The 21,469-nt window shown below is 60.9% G+C and carries 16 protein-coding genes; 10 read left to right on the forward strand and 6 right to left on the reverse strand.

What is annotated here, in order from left to right:
* Window positions 1-67 precede the first annotated feature (67 nt).
* The 6 genes from rsfS to GSR16_RS00175 all read right to left on the reverse strand — a co-directional run bounded on the left by rsfS (window position 68) and on the right by GSR16_RS00175 (window position 4,404).
* Window positions 68-439 (reverse strand): ribosome silencing factor, encoded by a 372-nt coding sequence (rsfS, locus tag GSR16_RS00150; protein ID WP_159874587.1) that lies wholly within the window; start codon window positions 437-439, stop codon window positions 68-70.
* Window positions 440-644: 205 nt separating this feature from the next.
* Window positions 645-1,289, reverse strand: coding sequence for a nicotinate-nucleotide adenylyltransferase (nadD, locus tag GSR16_RS00155; protein WP_159874588.1), 645 nt, complete (start codon window positions 1,287-1,289; stop codon window positions 645-647).
* Window positions 1,286-1,867 carry a beta-class carbonic anhydrase gene (locus tag GSR16_RS00160; protein WP_045845820.1) on the reverse strand — a complete coding sequence of 194 codons (582 nt, stop codon included), beginning with the start codon at window positions 1,865-1,867 and terminating at the stop codon, window positions 1,286-1,288. The genes nadD and GSR16_RS00160 overlap by 4 nt, the downstream gene beginning before the upstream one ends.
* A gap of 194 nt (window positions 1,868-2,061) precedes the next feature.
* Window positions 2,062-2,508 carry a GNAT family N-acetyltransferase gene (locus GSR16_RS00165; RefSeq protein WP_159874589.1) on the reverse strand — a complete coding sequence of 149 codons (447 nt, stop codon included), beginning with the start codon at window positions 2,506-2,508 and terminating at the stop codon, window positions 2,062-2,064.
* A 4-nt stretch (window positions 2,509-2,512) separates the two neighbouring features.
* Complete coding sequence (locus GSR16_RS00170) at window positions 2,513-3,505, reverse strand: DUF2804 domain-containing protein (protein WP_159874590.1); 993 nt, start codon at window positions 3,503-3,505, stop codon at window positions 2,513-2,515.
* 35 nt (window positions 3,506-3,540) lie between these two features.
* On the reverse strand, window positions 3,541-4,404 hold the full coding sequence (locus GSR16_RS00175; RefSeq protein ID WP_159874591.1) for an MBL fold metallo-hydrolase: 864 nt from the start codon (window positions 4,402-4,404) through the stop codon (window positions 3,541-3,543).
* A gap of 152 nt (window positions 4,405-4,556) precedes the next feature.
* Here GSR16_RS00175 and GSR16_RS00180 point away from each other — a divergent pair, with 152 nt between their 5' ends.
* The 10 genes from GSR16_RS00180 (at window position 4,557) to GSR16_RS00225 (ending at window position 21,425) form a co-directional block, all read left to right on the forward strand.
* Entirely contained in the window at window positions 4,557-4,874 is a 318-nt protein-coding gene (locus GSR16_RS00180) for an ArsR/SmtB family transcription factor (protein ID WP_205677473.1), read from the forward strand.
* A gap of 4 nt (window positions 4,875-4,878) precedes the next feature.
* Window positions 4,879-5,322, forward strand: coding sequence for a YeeE/YedE family protein (locus GSR16_RS00185; protein ID WP_240902559.1), 444 nt, complete (start codon window positions 4,879-4,881; stop codon window positions 5,320-5,322).
* Window positions 5,323-5,325: 3 nt separating this feature from the next.
* The gene (locus GSR16_RS00190) at window positions 5,326-5,745 is read left to right on the forward strand and encodes a DUF6691 family protein (RefSeq protein WP_159874593.1); all 420 of its coding nucleotides are present in this window, start codon (window positions 5,326-5,328) and stop codon (window positions 5,743-5,745) included.
* Window positions 5,733-7,439 carry a SulP family inorganic anion transporter gene (locus GSR16_RS00195; protein ID WP_240902560.1) on the forward strand — a complete coding sequence of 569 codons (1,707 nt, stop codon included), beginning with the start codon at window positions 5,733-5,735 and terminating at the stop codon, window positions 7,437-7,439. Before GSR16_RS00190 ends, GSR16_RS00195 begins: the two co-directional genes overlap by 13 nt.
* 136 nt (window positions 7,440-7,575) lie before the next feature.
* On the forward strand, window positions 7,576-9,027 hold the full coding sequence (locus GSR16_RS00200; protein WP_159874594.1) for a M48 family metalloprotease: 1,452 nt from the start codon (window positions 7,576-7,578) through the stop codon (window positions 9,025-9,027).
* A 303-nt stretch (window positions 9,028-9,330) separates the two neighbouring features.
* Window positions 9,331-11,994, forward strand: coding sequence for a pyruvate dehydrogenase (acetyl-transferring), homodimeric type (gene aceE / locus GSR16_RS00205; RefSeq protein WP_159874595.1), 2,664 nt, complete (start codon window positions 9,331-9,333; stop codon window positions 11,992-11,994).
* A gap of 123 nt (window positions 11,995-12,117) precedes the next feature.
* Window positions 12,118-13,755, forward strand: coding sequence for a dihydrolipoyllysine-residue acetyltransferase (gene aceF, locus GSR16_RS00210; protein WP_159874596.1), 1,638 nt, complete (start codon window positions 12,118-12,120; stop codon window positions 13,753-13,755).
* Between the two features lie 107 nt (window positions 13,756-13,862).
* Window positions 13,863-15,662, forward strand: a complete 1,800-nt coding sequence (lpdA, locus tag GSR16_RS00215; protein WP_159874597.1) for a dihydrolipoyl dehydrogenase — start codon at window positions 13,863-13,865, stop codon at window positions 15,660-15,662.
* A gap of 199 nt (window positions 15,663-15,861) precedes the next feature.
* Window positions 15,862-17,610 carry an autotransporter assembly complex protein TamA gene (locus tag GSR16_RS00220; RefSeq protein WP_240902561.1) on the forward strand — a complete coding sequence of 583 codons (1,749 nt, stop codon included), beginning with the start codon at window positions 15,862-15,864 and terminating at the stop codon, window positions 17,608-17,610.
* The gene (locus GSR16_RS00225; RefSeq protein ID WP_159874598.1) at window positions 17,610-21,425 is read left to right on the forward strand and encodes a translocation/assembly module TamB domain-containing protein; all 3,816 of its coding nucleotides are present in this window, start codon (window positions 17,610-17,612) and stop codon (window positions 21,423-21,425) included. Before GSR16_RS00220 ends, GSR16_RS00225 begins: the two co-directional genes overlap by 1 nt.
* The last annotated feature ends 44 nt before the right edge of the window (window positions 21,426-21,469 follow it).

The following is a 21,469-nucleotide window of genomic DNA, read 5'->3' on the forward strand; positions in this document are numbered from 1 at the left end:
AAGGGCTGCAGTGGCAGGAAAGCGCCGTGACGGCAAGCGTGCCGTCACGAGCGGAGCAGGCCTGTGATCAGGAATTGGCTTGCCACGGACGACCACCGGCCGGAGTGAAGCTGGGCTTCTGGCCGCCCCACAGCTGTTCCAGGTCGTAGTAGTCGCGCACGGCCGGCAGCATGACGTGAATCACCACGTCACCGGCATCCACCAGCACCCATTCGCCGCTTTCCTGGCCTTCGGTACCCACCAGGTCCACACCGGCTTCTTTCAGGGTGACGGCCACATTGTTGGCCAGAGCTTTTACCTGACGGTTGGAGTCGCCGGTAGCCACGATCATGCGCTGGAACAGCGAAGTCAGCGTGGAGGTATCCATTTCGATGATGTCTTTGCCCTTGATGTCTTCCAGGGCGGTGACGGCCAGTTTGGCAATGTCTTGAACTTCCATGATGTCCTTTTGATGTCAGTAGTGATACATGGCGGCATCCGGGCGGCCAGAGGTATCCGATAAAGAGCGTTTGCCGCAACCTGCGGCAAAAACGGGCAAGGGCTTGCTAGTCGTAGCAGGCAAACCCTTCCGGTAGTACGGTTTGCAGCATGCAGACAACAGTCATCCACGATGGCGGCATCAACAGTGTGGCTGGCTTGCAGCTTTAGAGATATAGCTGATGCTGGCGGATATAGCCCAGTACCGGTGCGCTGAGCAGTTGCCCGACGTCAGCGCCGCTGTGCAGGCGCTGGCGTATCCCGGTGGCCGAGACATCCAGTGGAGGCAGGGCCAGGGGGCGCATTGTACCGGAAGGCGAGCCATTTGAAAAATCAGTGACTTGGCGCGTCTGCCACTGGGTGCGAACGGCTGCTGGGAGACGGCTTTGGTCAAAGCCCGGACGCAGGGCAACGGCGATATTGGCCAGTGCGAACAGCTCGGTCCAGCGCTGCCAGGTGTGCAGGCTGGCCAGCGAGTCGCCACCGATCAGCCACCACAGGGGAGTCTCAGGCCCGACTTCAGCGCGGATTTCTTCCAGGGTGTCGATGGTGTAGGCCGGTTTGTTCCGTTGTACTTCGCGCGCGTCCACGGCAAGGCCGGGCAGGCCGGCAATGGCCAGCCGCACCATGTCCAGCCGCTGTGCCGGGCTGGCATGTGGGCCGTGCTCGCGGTGATAAGGTTGACCGGCGGGAATCAGTCTTACCTCGTCCAGCTGCAATTCGGTACGAAAGGCCTGTGCCATGCGCAGGTGGGCGGTGTGGATGGGGTCGAAAGTACCGCCAAACAGGCCCAGCGCTGGCAGGGGGCTCATGCGTGTACGGGGGCCTTGCCGGTGTAGCCGTCGATGATCAGTTCCAGGCGACCGGTAGACGGGTGAATCACCATACCGTGCACCGGAATGTCCTTGGGCATCAGCGGATGGTTGCGGATGGTCTGCACGCTGTGGCGCACGCTGTCCGATACGTTGTCAAAACCCTTCAGCCAGTTGTCCAGGTCAATGCCGGCATTGCGCAGGGTATCGATGGTTTCTTCGCTGATGCCGCGTTCGGTGGCATGCGCCAGGATCTTGTTGGGATCGATGGCGCGCATGCCGCAGTCGCGGTGGGCCACCACGCAGATTTCCTCGGCACGCAATTCATACACCGCCACGATGAGGGAACGCATTACCGAACCCCAGGGGTGGGTAATCAGGGCACCGGCGTTCTTGATCAGCTTGGCGTCGCCGTTTTTCAGGCCCATGGCCTTGGGCAGCAGCTCAACCAGACGGGCATCCATGCAGGCGAGCACGGCCAGGCCCTTGTCGGGAAACTTGTCGGTCTTGAATTGTTCGTATTCGTGATTTTCGACGAAGCTCCGATTGTGCTCGAGAATGGTATTCAGCACACCCATGCGCGTAATCTCCTGGCTGAGGTTAGATTGAATGCTCTAATCGGGGCGCCATGCTAACACGTAGTCAGTCGCGAACAGGGGTATTTCGCCATGGCAGCCGGCTCGGCAGCGCGGCTATGGTAGACCAGTTTCTGGCAGGCAGGCCAGCTTTGTTGTTCGGGAGGAAGGCGGGACATTGTACCGGGACGGCTGGATCAGGGCGTATCACCCAGTTGTTTGCGGAAGGTTTTCTGGCTCTGACTCAGGCTGTAGCCCTGACGCTGGTAGAAGTCCGGTGCTTCCTCGCGGTGAATGGCCGCGCGCAGGGTAACGGTGGTGGCTCCTTTGGTACGGGCCCAGCGTTCGGCCACGTGTATCAGCGCGCGGCCGGCACCGCGCCGTCGCCAGCGCAGGCCTACGGCCAGACCGCCTATTTCAACCGCTGCCGGTGATTCCAGCAGCGGTCGCCAGAAGGCATGCAGCCAGCCTGCCACCTCACCCTGGATTTCGGCCACCCATAGCTGATGCAGATCGGGGCTGCCCAGTAGCATGGTCAGCCGATCACCCAGTGCCTGGATATCCGATGGGTAGCCCATTTCCTCGGTCAGTGCGGTCAGGGCCGGCACATCCTGATAATTGGCGGGGCGGATAATGATGGTCATGGCATTACCAACGTGCGAAATGGTCTTCGGTTACGCCTGCCAGGTTTTGCACTACATGTACGGCCTGGCTGGTCGGGTGGTTGATATGGCCATCGAAGCGGCCGATCACTTGAATATAACGGCTACTGGCGATCAGAAGGTTCTGATTTTTCGACCGCAGGCCTTCCGGGGTGAATTGCAACGCGAGCAGACCGTCATCGCTGCGCAACTGCCATGGCCGCAAGGGGTGTTGCGGGTCGTAGTCAAATCCTACTCCTTCCAGCGGGAGTAGTTGGTCGTTTATCCAGATGGCGTTCTCGGCCTTGCCCATATAGCCCTGCTGCAGATTGAAGCCCAGCCCGGCACGGTGCGCGCTGGCCCAGCGCCAGCCGGTTTCCCGGGCCAGCAGTCCATTGGAGTAGTCCAGGCTGGCAATGGCACCATCCAGCGAAAAACGCTGGCCCTGGCAGTCGGCAAAGCCGCTGGCCTCCAGCGCGCCGGACTTGTGTGTGGAATGAGCCAGCCAGTCGCCGGGCGCGATGGCGGCCAGTACTGGTGGCATGGCGCTGATGGCAATATGTGCGGCCAGTTGCAGCGTGGGAGATTTTACGTCTACAGCCAGATAAGCATCCCGGCGGCTGAAGCTGATGGTCAGGGCGCGGCTGGCAAAGTCGGCATCGGCAAAAGCCTGGTCGGCCACGTGGGCGCGATGGCGCGGAAAGCTGTCGGTACCGACATCAGCCAGCAGGCGACCGGCGCGGCGATCAAACAGATAGGCAAAGGCGGCACCGGTCCAGCCTACGTCTACCACGGCCAGGCCGATGACATAGTTAGGGTGGGTCAGGGCCAGGTATTGCCAGCGTTTGTGGCGCAGGGGGCGCAGCAAACGCTGCCAGCGCGAAAGCGGCAGCTCATGCCAGTCCAGCTGGGCAATCCGGCCCTGATAGCGCCCGAACCTGGGCTGGCCGTTGGCATCGAGCAGACAGTCAGGAGCGGCGGGGAGGGCGGATGATGGCATGACTGTAAAGCCCGGTTTGAAACACACGTTTGAGTCTACAACATATCCAGCGGTATTTTCAGGTAACGTACTCCGTTGCTTTCTGCCTCGGGGAAGCGACCGGCGCGGATGTTTACCTGAATGGCCGGCAGAATCAGCAGGGGCATTTCCAGCGTGGCATCCCGCGCCTGGCGCAGGGCGACGAAATCGGCTTCCCGGATGCCCGCATGCAGATGGATATTGTGCTGCTTTTGTTCCGCCACGCTGCTTTCCCAGGCAATTGGCCGTTCCTTGGCGGGATAATCATGGCACATGAACAGGCGTGTGCTGTCTGGCAGCGACAGCAGCTTGCGTACGGAATGGTAGAGCATGGCGGCATCTCCACCGGGGAAGTCGCAACGGGCGCTGCCGACATCTGGCATGAACAGGGTGTCGCCTACGAATACAGCATCACCGATCTGATAAGCCATGTCAGCTGGGGTATGGCCCGGCACAAACAGCGCTTTTGCCTGCAGTTTACCGATGTAAAAAACCTCGTTATCGGCAAACAGATGGTCGAACTGGCTGCCATCGGTGGCAAAATCGTCGCCCAGATTGAAGACGGACTGGAAAATTTTCTGTACCTGGGCAATGCCGCTGCCAATGCCGATCTGTCCGCCGGCCTGCTGTTGCAGCCAGGCGGCAGCAGAGAGATGGTCGGCATGGGCATGGGTTTCCAGAATCCACTGCAGCGTCAATTGTTGCCCATGCAGAAAGTCCAGCAATTGCCTGGCGCTGCGGCTGGATGTGCGGCCTGATTTGGCATCGTAATCCAGCACCGGGTCGATGATGGCGGCATGGCCGCCCGGCTGGTCGTACACCACATGTGTGACCGTGGCGGTGGCCGGATCGAAGAAAGTGGCAAGCTTGGGCTGTTGCATGACGGGCTCCACGGTAATGACGGGCGTGACGTTTTGTATTGCAGGCATCGCCTGTCAGTTATCATTATACTATAATGTATATTATAATTTGAGCCGAATCCGGTATTTGCCGTAAGCAGTTACCGCGGTTGATGGCCACTGGGATGGAAACCATGGATTTGATGTTACTGCGTGCCAATGCCAGCCGGGCGGCAAGTTTGTTGAAAAGCCTGGCCAATGAAGATCGCCTGCTGCTGCTTTGTCAGCTGGTCGATGGTGAGAAAACCGTGTCTGAGCTGGAAGGACTTACCGGTATCCGCCAGCCCACGCTGTCGCAACAGCTGGGTGTGTTACGTAATGAAGGGCTGGTCAGTACCCGGCGTGAAGGCAAGTGGATTTACTACACCATCGCCAGCGCCGAAGCCATGACCATGCTGATGGCCCTGCACGGCGTGTTTTGTGCCGATGGTGCAGCGCCGGCGCAAGAATAAAGGAATGGAAATGCAGATTGACTGGGCAAGCTTTACCCCGGCGGCTTCGCTGGCTGGTGGCATGCTGATTGGCCTGGCGGCAAGCTGGCTGGTGCTGATGAATGGCCGCATTGCCGGTATCAGCGGCATGCTGGGCGGTTTGCTGGACAGGGCGGGCGACTGGCCGCTGCGGCTGGCATTTGTTCTGGGGCTGCTGCTGGCACCTCTCGTTTGGCTGGTTTTCATCGGCGGCCTGCCTGCCTTGCAACTGGATGCCTCGCTGCCAAGACTGCTGCTGGCCGGCGTGCTGGTGGGGGTGGGAACACGACTGGCATCTGGCTGTACCAGCGGTCATGGGGTGTGCGGTTTGTCCCGGCTGTCGCCGCGTTCCTTGCTGGCCACCCTCAGCTTCATGCTGAGTGCTGGCGTTACGGTGTATATCGTGCGTCATTGCCTGGGATGGGCCTGAACCATGAGCAAGATTCTATCCGCGCTGATTGCTGGTCTGTTGTTCGGACTGGGTCTGCTGCTGTCCGGCATGAGCAATCCGGCCAAGGTGCTGGGTTTTCTGGATGTTGCTGGCCGCTGGGATCCAAGCCTCGCACTGGTCATGGCTGGTGCCATCTGCATTGCCTTTTTTGCCTTCCGCCGTGCTGAGCGGCAAAGTCACAGCCTGCTGGGCGAGCCGATGCAGTTGCCGGACAAAAGCCGGCTGACCGGGCGGCTGGTGCTGGGAAGTGTGCTGTTTGGCATCGGCTGGGGGCTGGCCGGCATTTGTCCTGGTCCGGCCCTGGTGCTGACTGGCATGGCTCTGCCGGCGGGGGCATGGTTTGTCCTCGCCATGCTGACCGGCATGTGGTTGGCGCGTCTGCTGTCGCGATGGCTGCCCTGATCAGCCTGTTTCCCGGCTGGGTTGGCGCATATCGCCGCCACTGGCTGGCCGGCGACCTGACCGCTGGTGTTGTGGTCACTCTGCTGCTGATACCACAAAGCCTGGCGTACGCCCTGTTGGCCGGCCTCCCGGTACAGGCGGGCTTGTATGCCAGCGTTGCACCCTTGCTGGTGTATGCCTTCAGTGGGCGCGGCTATGCCCAGTCTGTGGGGCCGATGGCGCTGACTTCCTTATTGACGGCAGCCACCCTGTCGCGTTTTGCCGAGTCCGGTAGTAGTGATTATCTGGCGCTGGCTTTGTGGCTGGCCATTTTATCAGGCCTGATGCTGCTGGCCATGGGCATGGCCAGGCTGGGCTTTATTGCCGATCTGCTGTCCGAGCCGGTTCTGGCAGCTTTTACCACCGCCAGTGCGCTGCTGATCGTATTGTCCCAACTGGGGCCGTTGGCGGGTCTGCATTTGCCGGGCAACTCCTTGCCACAGTGGCTGCTGGCCGCGTGGCAACAGGCTGCGGCATGGCAGGCATCTTCTTTATGGGTAGGGGCTAGCGCACTGGCTTTGCTGTTGGGGCTGCGGCGCTGGGGGCCGGCTGTATTGCAATCACTTGGCATGTCCACAGCCGTGGCCAGTGTGTTGCTGCGTATCGCACCGGTATTGGCCATGCTCGCTGGCATGCTGCTGCCACCAGGTTGGCAGGTACCGGTGGTCGGGCCGGTTCCGGCAGGGCTTCCCGTGGCGGCATTGCCGCTCATTCCGCTGTCCCGGCTGGCAGATCTGGCCATGCCTGCCTTCTTCATTGCCCTCATCAACTATGTGCAGAGCCTCTCCGTGGCGCAGCTGCTGGCGGCGAGGCGGCAGGAGAGCGTTGATCCGGACCGGGAGCTGGTGGCACTCGGTCTGTGCAATATTGCCGCCGGCCTGGCCGGTGGCTTTCCGGTGACCGGGGGCTTGAGCCGCTCGGTGGTGAATGCCGATGCCGGTGCCAACTCCCAGCTGGCATCACTGGTGACAGCCGCAGGCATGCTGCTGTTGATGTTTCTGGCGACTGGCGCATTGGCACGGCTGCCGCTGCCTGTGTTGGCGGCTACCATCATTGCCTCTCTCTTGTCCATGTTGAAGGTGGCCAGTCTGCGTCGGGCCTGGCTGGCTGAACGTGCCGATGCAGTGGCCTGGCTGCTGACCTTTGGCCTGGTACTGCTGCTGGGGGTGGACAGTGGCATCATGGCCGGTGTGCTGGTTTCGCTGGCCACCTTGCTGTGGCGCAGCAGTCGGCCGCACATCGCAGTGCTGGGACGAGTACCGGGCACCCACCATTTCCGCAACTGTCTGCGCCACACGGTGGAGTGCCTGCCTGGCGTGCTGTTGCTGCGTGTGGATGAAAGCCTGTACTTCGGCAATGCCCGGCAGGTGCGTCAGGCTTTGTTATCCAGGGTGGGGCAGCAGGGCGGGGTGCGACAGGTGGTGCTGGTGATGAGTGCGGTCAACCGGGTGGATACCACGGCATTGACCATGCTGGAAGGGCTGGATCTGGCCTTGCAGCAAGCGGGGGTTGAGTTGCATCTGGCTGAAATCAAAGGACCCGTGACGGATATCCTGCAGCGGGCCGGCTTGGCGGCGCGCTTTGCTGGCAGAGTACATCTGTCCACCCAGGCGGCATGGCAAAGCTTGGCCGGGCCGGCTGATTATCAAATCTGAACAATTCTCATGGCATGAAAGTGCTGTCGGGTGCTGGCCCGCCTGCCCCGGCAGGACTATGCTGTGGCACACCGGGGGCTGACCGGTTTGCCGGGCCAGCTTGCAACCAAATCGTTGTTGCCTGTTCACATCCAAGATGAAAAAAACCTTGCTTGCCAGCCTGCTGGCCATGGCGCTGGCCCAGCCATTGCTGGCCTATGCCGACCTGCCTGCACTGCCCGATCTGGGCGATGTTTCCGACACTTCGCTTTCCATGGCTGACGAGGCCAGGTTGGGCCGGGATTTCATGCGCGCCATGCGCGATGCCGGAGATGTGCTGGATGATGCCGAAGTCAATGACTACATCAATACGCTGGGTCACCGCTTGTCGGCCAGTGTGCGCATTCCCGGCCTGCAGCTCACCTATTTTGTGGTCAACGACAAGCAAATCAATGCATTTGCCATGCCGGGTGGCTATGTGGGGGTAAATAGTGGCCTGGTGGTGGCCACGCAGAGCGAAGGCGAACTGGCCTCGGTAGTAGGGCATGAAACCGCCCATGTCACCCAGCGCCATATTGCGCGCATGCAGGCAGCAAGCTCGGCCACCAGCCCGCTATTGCTGTTGGGTACCGTTCTGGCCGCTGTTCTGGCATCGCGTGCCGGGGGCAGTCAAGCGTCGATTGGCACGCTATCGGCCGGGCTGGGCTTGCAAATCTCCAATCAGTTGTCGTTCTCGCGTGATTTCGAACGCGAAGCCGACCGTGTCGGCATGCAATATCTGGCGCAGGCCGGTTTCGATGTGCGCACCATGCCGGCATTCTTCCAGCGTCTGGAGTCGGCCAACCGCTATAGCGACAACAATGCCTATGCCTTCTTGCGAACGCATCCGGTCACCTCGCAACGCATCAGCGAAGCGCAGAATCGCGCGCTGGAATATCCGGTCAAGATGAAGGCAGACAGCACCGCCTATCTGTTAGTGCGGGAAAAATTGCGTGTCATGACACTGGCCCCGGACGACGCGGTGCGCTATTACCAGACCATGCTGGACAAAGGCCAGTATCTGAATGAAGGGGCAATGTGGTACGGCATGTCGCGCGCGCAGCTGGCCAACCATCAACTGGTAGCTGCGCGGGCCGCACTTGGCAAGGCGGAAGCCCGTTTGCCTGCTGATCCCATGCTGTTCGGCCAGCAGGCAGCCATTGCCCGCGAGGCTGGTGACTGGAACGCGGCATTGGCTAGCCTGCGTCGTGGCCAGCAAACCTTCAAGGACAGCCAGCCCTTGCAAATGGCCGAGCTGAATGTCCTTATAGACAGCGGAAACCGAACGGCGGCACTCGCGTTGCTACGGCAGCTACAAGGCCGCTATCCGCGCGATGCGACCCTGTACCGCAGCGAAGCCCGGCTGTATGCGGACAAAGACCCGCAGCACTACCACGCGGCACTGGGGAATGCCTTTTACTTCGAGCGGCGTTATGAGGCGGCGCTGGAGCAGTATCAGTTTGCCTCCCAGGCCAAGGGAGACGACTTCTACCTGCGTTCTTCGATAGAGGCGCGCATGCGCGAAGTTGAAAAATTACTGAAAGAGGAAAAGAAGGATTCGGGGAAATAAACTGGAGTCGAGGTTGCAAGAGGTGATATCGCAAAAAAACAACATGATGCAGCGCAATATCCTGATAAATGGAGCAAATATTCAGTGATAACCCTAATTGCCTATTCCGCTGTTGCCTCCTGAAACTATACACTCCGCAACACCAGAGGGGCTTTTCATAAATGAACATTTTTATTGCGAAAGTGATCGTTTATAATCTGTCCCTAACGAGTCCGGTTCGTTTTTTCGTTTTCGATCCGGTAACACAATAAAGTGGGTCTGGACCTGATCCCGGCCCCGGTCACCCCGATGTGAGGATGAGATATGGCTGCAACCTTCCCTGACGATATCGATCCCCTGGAAACCCAGGAGTGGACTGAAGCGCTGGAGTCGGTTCTGGATACCGAAGGTTCCGAGCGCGCACACTTCCTGCTGGAAACCATGGTTGAGCGCACTCGCCGCCGTGGCGCTTACCTGCCTTTCGACGCGACTACCGCGTACCAGAACACCATCCCGGTGGGCAAAGAACAGAAATCCCCCGGCAATCACGAGATGGAGCATCGCATTCGCTCCATCAACCGCTGGAACGCCGCTGCGCTGGTACTGCGCGCCGGCAAGAAAAACCTGGAACTGGGCGGCCATATTGCATCCTTCCAGTCCTCCGCCACCCTGTACGACGTGGGTTTCAACCACTTCTGGCGTGCCCCGAACGACGAGCAGGACGGTGATCTGATCTACTTCCAGGGCCACATTGCCCCGGGCGTGTATTCCCGCGCTTTCCTGGAAGGTCGTCTGTCCGAAGAGCAACTGGACAGCTTCCGTCAGGAAGTGGACGGCAACGGCCTGTCCTCCTATCCACACCCGTGGCTGATGGACGACTTCTGGCAGTTCCCCACCGTATCAATGGGTCTTGGCCCGCTGATGGCCATCTATCAGGCCCGTTTCCTGAAATACCTGGAAAGCCGTGGCCTGGCCCGCACGCCGGGTCGCAAGGTATGGTGCTTCTGCGGTGACGGCGAGATGGACGAACCGGAATCCCTGGGTGCCATCGCCCTGGCCGCACGCGAAGGTCTGGACAACCTGATCTTCGTCATCAACTGCAACCTGCAGCGTCTGGACGGCCCGGTACGCGGCAACGGCAAGATCATCCAGGAACTGGAAGGCGACTTCCGCGGTTCCGGCTGGAACGTGCTGAAAGTCATCTGGGGTAGCCGCTGGGATCCGCTGCTGGCCATGGACACCAAGGGCCTGCTGAAGAAGCGCATGGACGAATGCGTGGACGGTGACTACCAGACCTTCAAGTCCAAGAACGGTGGCTACGTTCGCGAACACTTCTTCGGCAAGTACCCGGAGCTGCGCGAAATGGTGGCCAACATGTCCGACGACGAGATCTGGGCCCTGAACCGTGGCGGCCACGATCCGCACAAGGTATACGCCGCTTACTACGAAGCCACCCACAATGCCAACGGCCGTCCGACCGTTATCCTGGCCAAGACCATCAAGGGCTATGGCATGGGTTCGTCCGGCGAAGCGCAGAACATTGCCCACCAGGCCAAGAAGATGGATATCGAAAGCCTGCGCAAATTCCGCGACCGCTTCGGTATTCCGGTTTCCGACGCAGATCTGCCGAACGTACCGTACTACAAGCCGGCTGAAGACAGCCCGGAAATGAAGTACATGCGTGAACGCCGCGCCGCGCTGGGTGGTTATCTGCCGGCCCGCAAGCCGGTGAAGGCTCCGCTGGCCATCCCGGGCCTGCATGTATTCGACAGCCAGCTGGGTGATTCGGGCGAACGCGAGTTCTCCACCACCATGGCCTTCGTACGCATGCTCGGCACCCTGCTGAAAGACAAGAACATCACCAAGCAGATCGTGCCGATCGTGCCGGACGAATCCCGCACCTTCGGCATGGAAGGCATGTTCCGCCAGTACGGAATCTGGTCCACCCAGGGTCAGAACTACGTACCGCAGGATGCCGACCAACTGATGTTCTACAAGGAATCCAAAGACGGCCAGATGCTGCAGGAAGGCATCAACGAGCCGGGCGCGATGTCTTCGTGGATTGCCGCAGCCACCAGCTATGCCAACCACGGCATTCCGATGATTCCGTTCTACATCTACTACTCGATGTTCGGTTTCCAGCGTATCGGCGACCTGGCTTGGGCCGCTGGCGACATGCGCGCCCGTGGCTTCATGCTGGGCGGCACTGCCGGTCGTACCACCCTGAACGGTGAAGGCCTGCAGCACGAAGACGGCCACAGCCATATCCAGGCTGGCCTGATTCCGAACTGCGTGTCCTATGACCCGACCTTCGCTTACGAGCTGGCAGTCATCCTGCAAGATGGTCTGCGCCGCATGTATGGCGAGCAGGAAGACGTGTTCTATTACATCACCCTGATGAACGAGAACTACACCCACCCGGCCATGCCGCAAGGCGCCGAGCAGGGCATCATCAAGGGCATGTACCTGCTGAAGGACGGCGGCGACGCACAGGTGAAGGTGCAACTGATGGGCTCCGGCACCATCCTGCGTGAAGTGATGGCCGCGGCCGACCTGCTGCGCAATGACTTCGGCATCGCGTCGGACATCTGGAGCGTAACCTCCTTCAACGAACTGCGTCGTGACGGTATGGAAGCTTCCCGCTTCAACCTGCTGCACCCGACCGAAGCTGCCCGCAAGTCCTTTGTCGAGCAGCAGCTGGAAGGCCGCAGTGGTCCGGTGATTGCCGCTACCGACTACATCCGCAACTACGCCGACCAGATTCGCGAATACGTACCGGGTCGCTACGTGGTACTGGGTACCGACGGTTTCGGCCGCTCCGACAGCCGCGCCAAGCTGCGCGAGTTCTTCGAAGTGGATCGTCACTATGTCGCCGTGGCTGCCCTGTCCGCCCTGGCCCGCGAAGGCAAGATCGAAGCTGCCAAGGTGGCTGAAGCGATTGCCAAGTACGGCATCAAGGCTGACAAGCTGCCTTCCTGGAAGGCATGAGGCCGGGCCGGATACGGCCAAGCTTGAGGTAGCGAGCCCGCCCCGCAGGGGGCAGGCTTGCAACGTAGCCGAATATCGGTGGCGGCACCGTGCAGGTGCCGCCGCTCTACGGATGGAAAGCTCATGAGCAATCTGATCGAACTGAAAGTGCCCGACATCGGTGGGCACAGCAATGTAGACATTATCGAAGTGTTCATCACCCCCGGTCAGACCGTGGCAGTGGACGACTCCCTGATCACCCTGGAAACCGACAAGGCCACCATGGAAGTGCCGGCCGAAGCCGCCGGTGTGGTCAAGGAAGTCAAGGCTGTGCTTGGTGGCAAGATTTCCGAAGGCGATGTGATCGCCATCATCGAAGTGGCTGCCAGTGCAGCTGCGCCGGCACCGGCCGCTGCTGTGGCCGCACCTGTTGCTGCCGCTCCGGTTGTGGCGGTTGCTGCTGCGCCGGCCGCCCCGGCTGCCAGCGGTCGCATCGACATCGTGGTGCCGGATATCGGCGGCCATAACGGTGTGGACGTGATCGAAGTGTCGGTCAAGGTGGGCGACGTGATCAGCGTGGACGATTCCCTGATCACGCTGGAAACCGACAAGGCCACCATGGAAGTGCCGGCCACTGCCGCTGGCAAGGTAGTTGAAGTCAAGGTTGCCGTGGGCGGCAAGGTCAGCCAGGGTGATTTGATCGTGGTGGTGGAGGGCGCGGTTGCCGCTGCTGCTGCTCCGGTGGCCGCACCTGTCGCTGCACCCGCTCCGGCAGCAGCACCGGCCCCCGTTGCGACAGCCCCGGCTGCAGCAGCACCGGTTGCCGCCAGCGCCAGTCTGCCCGCCATCAACGAAGCCAGCTTCTCCAAAGCCCATGCCGGCCCGTCGGTACGCCGTCTGGCGCGTGAGCTGGGTGTGGACCTGGGCCGCGTCAAGGGTACTGGCCGCAAGGGTCGCATCATCGATGCCGACGTGAAGGCCTTTGTGAAGGGTGTGCTGCAGAACCCGGTGGCTGCTGCCCCGGCCGCTGCTGCCGGTTCCGGCGTGGGTCTGGACCTGCTGCCGTGGCCGAAGGTGGATTTCGCCAAGTTCGGTCCGATCGAAACCAAGCCGCTGTCGCGCATCCAGAAGATTTCCGGTGCCAACCTCAGCCGCAACTGGGTGATGATCCCGCACGTAACGTTCAACGACGAGTGCGACATCACCGAGCTGGAAGACTTCCGCAAGACCATCGGCAAGGAATGGGAAAAATCCGGTCTGAAGATTTCGCCGCTGGCCTTCATCATCAAGGCCGCTGCCGAAGCCCTCAAGGCTTTCCCCAATTTCAACAGCTCGCTGGATGGCGACAATCTGGTACTCAAGCAGTACTACCACATCGGCTTTGCCGCCGACACGCCGAATGGCCTGGTGGTACCGGTGATCAAGAACGTCGATCAGAAGGGCATCAAGCAGATCGCCAAGGAACTGACCGATCTGTCGCTGCAAGCCCGCGAAGGCAAGCTCAAGCCCACCGACATGCAAGGTGCCACCTTCACCATCTCCAGTCTGGGTGGTATTGGCGGCAGTAGCTTCACCCCGATCGTGAATGCGCCGGAAGTGGCCATCCTGGGTGTGTGCAAGAGCCAGATCAAGCCGGTATGGAACGGCAAGGAATTTGCACCGCGCCTGATGTGCCCGCTGTCGCTGTCCTTCGATCACCGCGTGATCGACGGCGCTGCTGCCGCGCGCTTCACCGTGCATCTGGGCAAGCTGCTGTCCGACGTGCGTCGCCTGATCCTGTGATGGTAGGGCGGAACCCCGCAGGGGCATTCCGCCTTCTCCTTGCCGCATGAAATACGGCGGAAAGTCCACGGCACAGCCGGGCGCTTCCGCCCAACGGATGGAAAACCATGAGCAATCTGATTGAACTGAAAGTCCCGGATATCGGCGGTCACAGCAATGTGGACGTGATCGAAGTCTTTGTGAAGCCGGGCGATGTGGTGAGCAAGGACGACAGCCTCATCACGCTGGAAACCGACAAGGCCACCATGGAAGTACCGGCGGAAACCGCTGGTGTGGTGAAGGAAGTCAAAGTGGCAGTGGGTAGCAAGGTGAGCGAAGGCGACGTGATCGTCATCGTCGAAGCCGCTGCCGCCGCCAGCGCCGCCCCGGCAGAAGCCAAGCCGCTGGAAACCACCGGTGTGGCCTCGGCCCATACTGACGCCGGCTTTGCCCCGCCGGCGGCACCGGTTGCCGCCAGTCATGGCGGTGGTGCCGACATCGAATGCGACGTGATGGTACTGGGCGGTGGCCCTGGTGGTTATTCCGCCGCCTTCCGCGCCGCCGACCTGGGCCAGAAAGTGGTCATCGTCGAGCGTTACTCCACCCTGGGTGGCGTGTGCCTGAACGTGGGCTGCATTCCGTCCAAGGCCCTGCTGCACAATGCCGCCGTGATTGACGAAGTAAGCCATCTGGCTGCCAACGGCATCAAGTTCGGCAAGCCGGAAGTGGATATCGACCTGTTGCGCGGTTACAAGGAAAAGGTCATCGGCAAGCTGACCGGCGGCCTGGCCGGCATGGCCAAGGCGCGCAAGGTGCAAATCGTACGTGGCAATGGCCGCTTTATCGACCCGCATCACATCGAAGTGTCGGTCACTACCGGCAACGGCCGTGAAGAGAGCGGTGAGAAAACCATCGTCAAGTTCAACAACGCCATCATCGCCGCCGGTTCGCGCGTGGTGAAACTGCCGTTTATCCCGGATGATCCGCGTGTGGTGGACTCCACCGGCGCGCTGGAACTGAAAGCCGTGCCGGAAAAAATGCTGATCATCGGTGGCGGCATCATCGGTCTGGAAATGGGTACCGTGTACTCCACGCTGGGCGCCCGCCTGGACGTGGTGGAAATGCTGGACGGCCTGATGCAAGGTGCCGACCGTGACCTGGTCAAGGTATGGCAGAAGTGGAATGCACACCGCTTCGACAACATCATGCTGAACACCAAGACCGTGGCTGTCGAGCCGAAGGAAGACGGCGTGTACGTCACCTTCGAGGGCGAGCAGGCACCGAAAGAACCGCAACGTTACGACCTGGTGCTGTACGCCACTGGCCGTGCGCCCAACGGCAAACTGCTGGGTGCGGAAAACGCCGGCGTGGCCGTGACCGACCGCGGCTTCATTCCGGTGGACAAGCAGCAGCGTACCAATGTGCCGCACATCTACGCCATCGGTGACATCGTTGGTCAGCCGATGCTGGCGCACAAGGGCGTGCATGAAGGCCACGTGGCCGCAGAAAACTGCGCCGAGCACAAGGCCTTCTTCGATGCCCGCGTGATTCCGGGCGTGGCTTATACCGATCCGGAAGTGGCCTGGGTGGGCATGACCGAAGACGAAGCCAAGAAGCAGGGCATCAAGGTGGAGAAATCCGTCTTCCCGTGGGCGGCGTCCGGTCGTGCCATTGCCAATGGTCGTGATGAAGGCTTCACCAAGCTGATTTTCGATCCGGCTACCCATCAGGTGATCGGTGGTGGCATTGTCGGCCCGCACGCCGGCGACATGATCGGTGAAATCTGCCTGGCCATCGAAATGGGCTGCGATGCCGAAGACATCGCCAAGACCATTCACCCGCACCCTACCATGGGCGAATCCATCGGCATGGCTGCCGAGGTGTTCGAGGGTAGCTGCACGGACCTGCCGCCGCAGCGCAAAAAGTAAGTGTGCAGCCCGGCCGCAATACCGGGCAGCACGCTGCAGTCCCGGCCCGCTTCTGGCGGGCCGCGTATTATCTCTCTCAGTCTTGTGGCGGATCATTCCGCCATTTTTTATGGCAGAACGCCTTGTCGCGCATGCCGACAGCCCTCGCCAGACTGAACCAGTTTCGCTACCATCAGTCGGATTCCAGATGAATGCCGACATGCTGCCACGAACCCATCCCCTTGCCTTGTCCTCCGCGCTGGCCCTGACACTGTGTGCTACACCAGTGTGGGCCAAGGTGGATTACACCGTCAGCGTGGATGCGCCATCGACACTGGCCAGCCTGCTGAGTGATCATCTCGAGCTGGTTTCCGCACGTAATGACCCGGATCTGGACGATTTCCAGTTGCAGGCCATCATCAAGGAAACGCCCGGGGCTGCCCAGGCATTGCTGGAAACCGAAGGCTATTTCACGTCAACCATCCGCGTGGAAGAGCAGGGCGAGCATCATTATGTAATCAGGGTTGATCCCGGCGAGCCGGTCATCATCGACGATGTTACCCTGCAACTTGCCGGTGACATCCGCCAGCAAGCCGACTACCAACAACGGCTGGCGGCGGTGCTGGAGGCCTGGTCGCTGCCCATTGGCGCACCGTATCGGCAGGACGACTGGAGCAGCAGCAAACGCGCCATCCTGCGCCTGCTGACCGTGGACCGCTTCCCGCTGGCCCGCATCGTCAAGAGCCAGGCGGATATCGATCCGCACACACATCGCAGTCAGTTGCTGGTACAGCTGGATAGCGGCCCGCTGATCCGTTTTGGCCCCACCCATATCACCGGTAACAAGCGCTACCCAGTCAGCGTAGCAACCGGGCTGGCTGATTTTCAGCAGGGCGATCCTTATCAGCAAAAAAAGCTGCTGGACTACCAGGCGGCGCTGGAGCAGGCCGCGCAGTACTCCGGCGTGGTGGTGAGTGCCGACATGGCCCGCATCGACAATAACCAGGTGCCGGTAGAAGTAAGCCTGACCGAGTTTCCCAAGCAGAAACTGGAGCTGGGTCTGACTTACGATTCGGAAGACGGCCCGGGTACCCGCATCGGCTACGACTACTACAATCTGTTTGGCAAGGGCTGGACCGGCTCTGCCTTGCTGGACTGGAAAAACAGCGACCGCAACCTGAGTTTCGGTCTGGGCTTTCCGCGTCAGGCAGACAATTACTCCCACTCCATCACGTCTTCATTCAAGGAGACCGATATCCAGGGGGTGAAAACCACCACCATCGATGCTGGGGCCTGGCGCATCCGCTCGCATGAAAAAATCAATGCCCGTTTCGGGGTGGAATTCATTCAGGAAAAGGAAACCATCGGCAATACCCCCAGCAACAACACCCGCGCCCTGCTCGGGGTGTTTGGCTGGACGCGGCGCGATGTGGACGATAGCCTGCGTCCCCGTTCCGGCACCCTGCTGGATGTTTCGCTTTCCAGCACGCTAGGCGGCGTGCTGTCCACCACCAGCTTTGTGCGCGGCTATGCGCGTGGAGTGAGCTACTGGAGCCCTTGGCCCAAATACGGCACGCTGCTGACCCGGCTGGAAATGGGGCAGGTGTGGGCCAAGGATAGCGATGAAGTGCCGTCCTCCCAACTGTTCCGCGCCGGTGGTTCCAATAGCGTGCGGGGTTACGCCTACCAGAGCCTGGGTTTGCCCGGAGCCGATGGTGCCGTGGTAGGAGGACGGGTAGTGGCAACCGCCACCCTGGAATACCAGATTCCGGTTGCCAAGGATTGGGCCATCGCCCTGTTCCACGACGCTGGTAATGCGGCCCAAAGCTGGCAAAGCTTCAAGCTGGAGCACTCCAATGGCATCGGTGTGCGCTGGATGAGCCCGGTGGCACCGCTATCCATGGATATTGCCAAGGCGGAAAAAGACGGCAAACTGCGCTGGAACATGAGCTTGGGGCTGGCTTTCTGATGCAGGGACAACCATTGCCAGATCCGGCGGTACCGCCGGAAGCGCCAACGCCGCCCCGACGACCCCGTCGCCGTTGGAAGCTTGGCCTGTGCTTGCTGCTGTTGTCCATGCTGCTGGCTGTGCTGACCTGGCTGACCGGCAATGCCCAGGGTTTTGCCTGGCTGTGTCAGCAGTTACCGGCATTGAGCAATCAACAGTTGAGCATTGCCCGCAGTGAGGGGAATTTGTGGTCCGGTTTTACCTTGCACGATATCCGCTGGCGTTCACGCTACCAAGATGTCGATATCGACCGCTTGCAGCTGCAATGGCAGCCCGGAGATATATGGCAGGGCCGTCTGCAGGTGCAACTTCTTAATATCGGCCATGTCCGGCTGAGCAGTCGTCCCGCCCCGGCCACGCCACCGGCAGGTGCGCCAGCCTCGCTCTCCCTGCCGCTGGAAATCCGGGTGGAACAGCTGCAACTGGCCAGCCTGACCCTGCTACCTGCGGATGTCCGGTTTTACGGTTTGCAGGCCAGTTATGCATATCAGCATCAACAGCATCAGTTGCAGCTGAAGCGTCTGCAAACCCCGTGGGGCAGTGCCAGCGCCGGGCTGAATATTGCCGATGTCACTCCGTTTGCCACGCGTGGCCAGCTTACGGCTCAGGGAGAACTGGAGCAGATTCCCGTGCAGGCCGATCTGCAGCTGGCTGGCAACCTGCTGGCGCTGCAGCTAGATGCGACGGGTAGCGGCAAAGGCATGCTGGCCGAAGCCCATGGAACGTTACGGCCCTTTGCCTTCAACCCCTACAACCGTTTCGGGCGACTGGATGTCAGGGTGGGTGGCATCAATCCCCAGTCGCTGTTTCCGGCCTGGCCCAAGGCGCGGCTGGGCTTTGCCGTGCATGCTGAACCAGATGGTGGTACCCGCATCAAGGGTGGATTATCCCTGCTCAACAGCCAGCCGGGGCCGGTATCTGCCAGCCAACTTCCCTTGTCGCTGCTGGTGGGTGAGTTCCGGGCAGATGACAAGATGCTGTATCTGGACAAGCTGATGGCCCAGTTGGGCGCGGGCCAGCTCAATCTGACCGGCAAGGTAGAGCCGCGCGCACTCGACATTGTGGCGCTCATCCACAATATCAGCCTTAAATCGCTGCATGCGGCCGCCCCTGACGACATCATCAGGGGCACTGCACGCATTGCAGGGCCCTTGATAGGGCCAGATATCCGGGCCAGCCTGTATGGCAAGGCCCTGCAGTTGGAAACCGCGCTGGGTTTCGAACAGGATGCTGCTGGCAGGACATTGCTGTTACGTCAGCTGGATCTGACCGCCGGCGCCGGCAAAATGAACGTGTTCGGCAAGCTGGGGCTGGAAGGAAAACAGCTATACCAGCTGGAAGGCAAGCTGCTGAAGGCTGATCCGTCCCGACTGCAAACTGGTCTGCCTGTGGGTGAGTTGAATGCGGCCATCAAGGCCAGCGGTCAGTTGACCCAGCCACTGGCGGGCAAGGTGGCTTTGCAGTTTGCACCCAGCCGCTTGTCCGGTGCACCGCTGAGCGGCCAACTGACGGCGGATTGGCAGGGCCAGCGTTTACGCCAGTTGCTGGCCGATCTCACCCTGGCCAATAACCGTCTGCAAGCCAGTGGTTCGTATGGTGCCGTTGGAGACAAGCTCAAGCTGCTGATTGATGCCCCCAATCTCTCCCTGCTGGGCCGTGGTTTTTCCGGCACAGTAAAGGGGCAGGCCGAACTGGCAGGCACGCCCAAAGCGCCATTGCTCAGCACCAGTCTGCGTGCTGACCGGCTGCATCTGCCTGGTGATTTGTCCGTGCAGAGTCTGAGCCTGGATGGCGACATCAAGGCTGATCCCGGCAGCCCCTTCCGTTTACAACTGGTCGCAGACAAGCTGCAGGCCGGTAGTTTCAGCGCCGAGCAGCTGCGGGCGCAGGGCAATGGCACGCGTACGCGCCACCATGTACAGCTGGATGGCCGCTTGCGCCTGGCCGGACAGGCCTATCAGCTGCAACTGGCCGCCAGTGGTGGTTTGCCCGTTAACAGCGGGCAATGGCAGGGCGTACTGGAGCGGCTGGAGCTATCCGGCAAGCCCGGGCTCAGCCTGCAGTCACCGCTGGCGCTGGAGGCGGGTGCCGCACGAATCCGGCTGGGTGCCGCGCGCCTGAATCTGCTGGGCGGGAGTGTGTCGCTGGCCGAACTGGAAAGCAGCAACGGGGTTCTGTCCACGCGTGGGCATGCCGAAGGCCTGCATCTGGCTGAACTGGCAGGGCTGCTGCAACTGCCGGTCGAACAGAATCTGGTACTGGATAGTGCCTGGAGCTTGAATCTCAATGGCAAGCAGCCACAAGGACAGCTTTGGCTTAAGCGGGTAGCTGGTGATATCCGTCTGCCTGCCGAGGCTGGGCGGCCTGCGCCGCTAGGCCTGAGGTCGGCGCAAGTCAATATGCGGCTTGATGGCGGCAGCCTGCGTTTCGACACCACCATTGACAGCCAGTATGCCCAACTGACCGGCAAGGGCAGCCTGCCGTGGAATGGTGGTCATATTGACGTCCGGACACCGCTGGCCGCCACTGCTACGGTGTCGTTGCCATCGCTGGCGGCACTGGCGCAGCTGTCTTCCCCGGCACTGGAGCTAGGTGGCCAACTGTCTGCCAACTTGGCTTTGACTGGCCCGTTAGGCCAGTTGCAAGGGCAAGGCAGTATCCAGGGTAGCCAGTTGCTATTGGCCGACCACAGAACCGGCATCCGCTTGGGGGATGGTGTGCTGCAGGCACATCTGAATGGTCGTAGCCTGGTGCTGGACCGCTTGCGCTTTGCCAGTGGACAGGGGGATGTGGTGGCCAGCGGCAGCCTGGATTTGAAGGACTCCGGGCCCGATGCCGTGGTCCGGGTGGTGCTAAACAAGTTTAGCGTATTCGACAAGCCCAGCCGCAAGCTGGTGGTGTCCGGCAATGCCGAACTGAGCATGGTGGAACACAAGATTGCCCTGACCGGGCGTATCCGTGCCGACCAGGGGCGGATCGACCTGCCCAAGGGTGGTGCGCCGACACTGAGCGACGATGTGATCGTCAAGGGACGCAAGCCGGCGGAACCATCGGCATTTGCCAGCCTGCCGCTGACCGTGGCACTGGATCTGGATCTGGGGGACCGTTTCCGCTTTGTCGGCCAGGGCCTGGATGTGGAGCTGACCGGGGTGGTCAAGGTAACGGCCAATCCAGGCCTGCCGCCAGGGGCGCGTGGTCAGGTACGGGTAGTGAAAGGCCGCTACAAGGCTTATGGCCAGGATCTGGATATCGAACAGGGCATCATCAGCTTTGTGGGGCCGCTGGATAATCCGGCACTCAATGTTGTGGCCAAGCGCCACCTGTCCCCTGTCGGGGCCGGGGTAGAAGTGTCCGGCAGCGTTTCTTCACCCCGCATCCGCCTGGTGGCTGATGAATCGATGTCGGAAAAGGACAAACTTGCCTGGCTGGTGCTAGGTCATGCGGCCAGTGGTGACCGGGATGACTCTGCGCTTGCTGCATCCGCCGGCATGATGCTGGCCGGCTCCATTAACGACCACGTCGGCCTGTTCGATGAACTGGGCATGGCCAGCCGCAAGGAAAGAACCCTGGCAAATGGTACGGTTAGCCCGGCTGAGCAGGTGGTCACGGTAGGGCGGCAGCTTACCCGCGAGCTGTATCTGGGTTACGAATACGGCGTGACCAGTGCCGATCAGGCCGTCAAGCTGGCGTACCAGTTGAGCAAGGGGTGGTCCATGGTCTTGCGGGCGGGTACCAATACATCAGTGGAGTCACGCTACACCCTGCGCTTTGATTGATATCGTGCTCCCTTATTGCTGCAGAATTCACGGCAGGCCAGGGC

Source organism: Aquitalea denitrificans (assembly GCF_009856625.1).
In the GTDB taxonomy this organism is placed as follows: Bacteria; Pseudomonadota; Gammaproteobacteria; order Burkholderiales; family Chromobacteriaceae; genus Aquitalea; species Aquitalea denitrificans.

Coding starts and splice junctions, on each gene's coding strand:
- rsfS (WP_159874587.1), bottom strand. CDS start 439: ATGGAAGTTCAAGACATTGCCAAACTGGCCGTCACCGCCCTGGAAGAC.
- nadD (WP_159874588.1), bottom strand. CDS start 1,289: ATGAGCCCCCTGCCAGCGCTGGGCCTGTTTGGCGGTACTTTCGACCCC.
- GSR16_RS00160 (WP_045845820.1), bottom strand. CDS start 1,867: ATGGGTGTGCTGAATACCATTCTCGAGCACAATCGGAGCTTCGTCGAA.
- GSR16_RS00165 (WP_159874589.1), bottom strand. CDS start 2,508: ATGACCATCATTATCCGCCCCGCCAATTATCAGGATGTGCCGGCCCTG.
- GSR16_RS00170 (WP_159874590.1), bottom strand. CDS start 3,505: ATGCCATCATCCGCCCTCCCCGCCGCTCCTGACTGTCTGCTCGATGCC.
- GSR16_RS00175 (WP_159874591.1), bottom strand. CDS start 4,404: ATGCAACAGCCCAAGCTTGCCACTTTCTTCGATCCGGCCACCGCCACG.
- GSR16_RS00180 (WP_205677473.1), top strand. CDS start 4,557: ATGGATTTGATGTTACTGCGTGCCAATGCCAGCCGGGCGGCAAGTTTG.
- GSR16_RS00185 (WP_240902559.1), top strand. CDS start 4,879: ATGGAAATGCAGATTGACTGGGCAAGCTTTACCCCGGCGGCTTCGCTG.
- GSR16_RS00190 (WP_159874593.1), top strand. CDS start 5,326: ATGAGCAAGATTCTATCCGCGCTGATTGCTGGTCTGTTGTTCGGACTG.
- GSR16_RS00195 (WP_240902560.1), top strand. CDS start 5,733: ATGGCTGCCCTGATCAGCCTGTTTCCCGGCTGGGTTGGCGCATATCGC.
- GSR16_RS00200 (WP_159874594.1), top strand. CDS start 7,576: ATGAAAAAAACCTTGCTTGCCAGCCTGCTGGCCATGGCGCTGGCCCAG.
- aceE (WP_159874595.1), top strand. CDS start 9,331: ATGGCTGCAACCTTCCCTGACGATATCGATCCCCTGGAAACCCAGGAG.
- aceF (WP_159874596.1), top strand. CDS start 12,118: ATGAGCAATCTGATCGAACTGAAAGTGCCCGACATCGGTGGGCACAGC.
- lpdA (WP_159874597.1), top strand. CDS start 13,863: ATGAGCAATCTGATTGAACTGAAAGTCCCGGATATCGGCGGTCACAGC.
- GSR16_RS00220 (WP_240902561.1), top strand. CDS start 15,862: ATGCTGCCACGAACCCATCCCCTTGCCTTGTCCTCCGCGCTGGCCCTG.
- GSR16_RS00225 (WP_159874598.1), top strand. CDS start 17,610: ATGCAGGGACAACCATTGCCAGATCCGGCGGTACCGCCGGAAGCGCCA.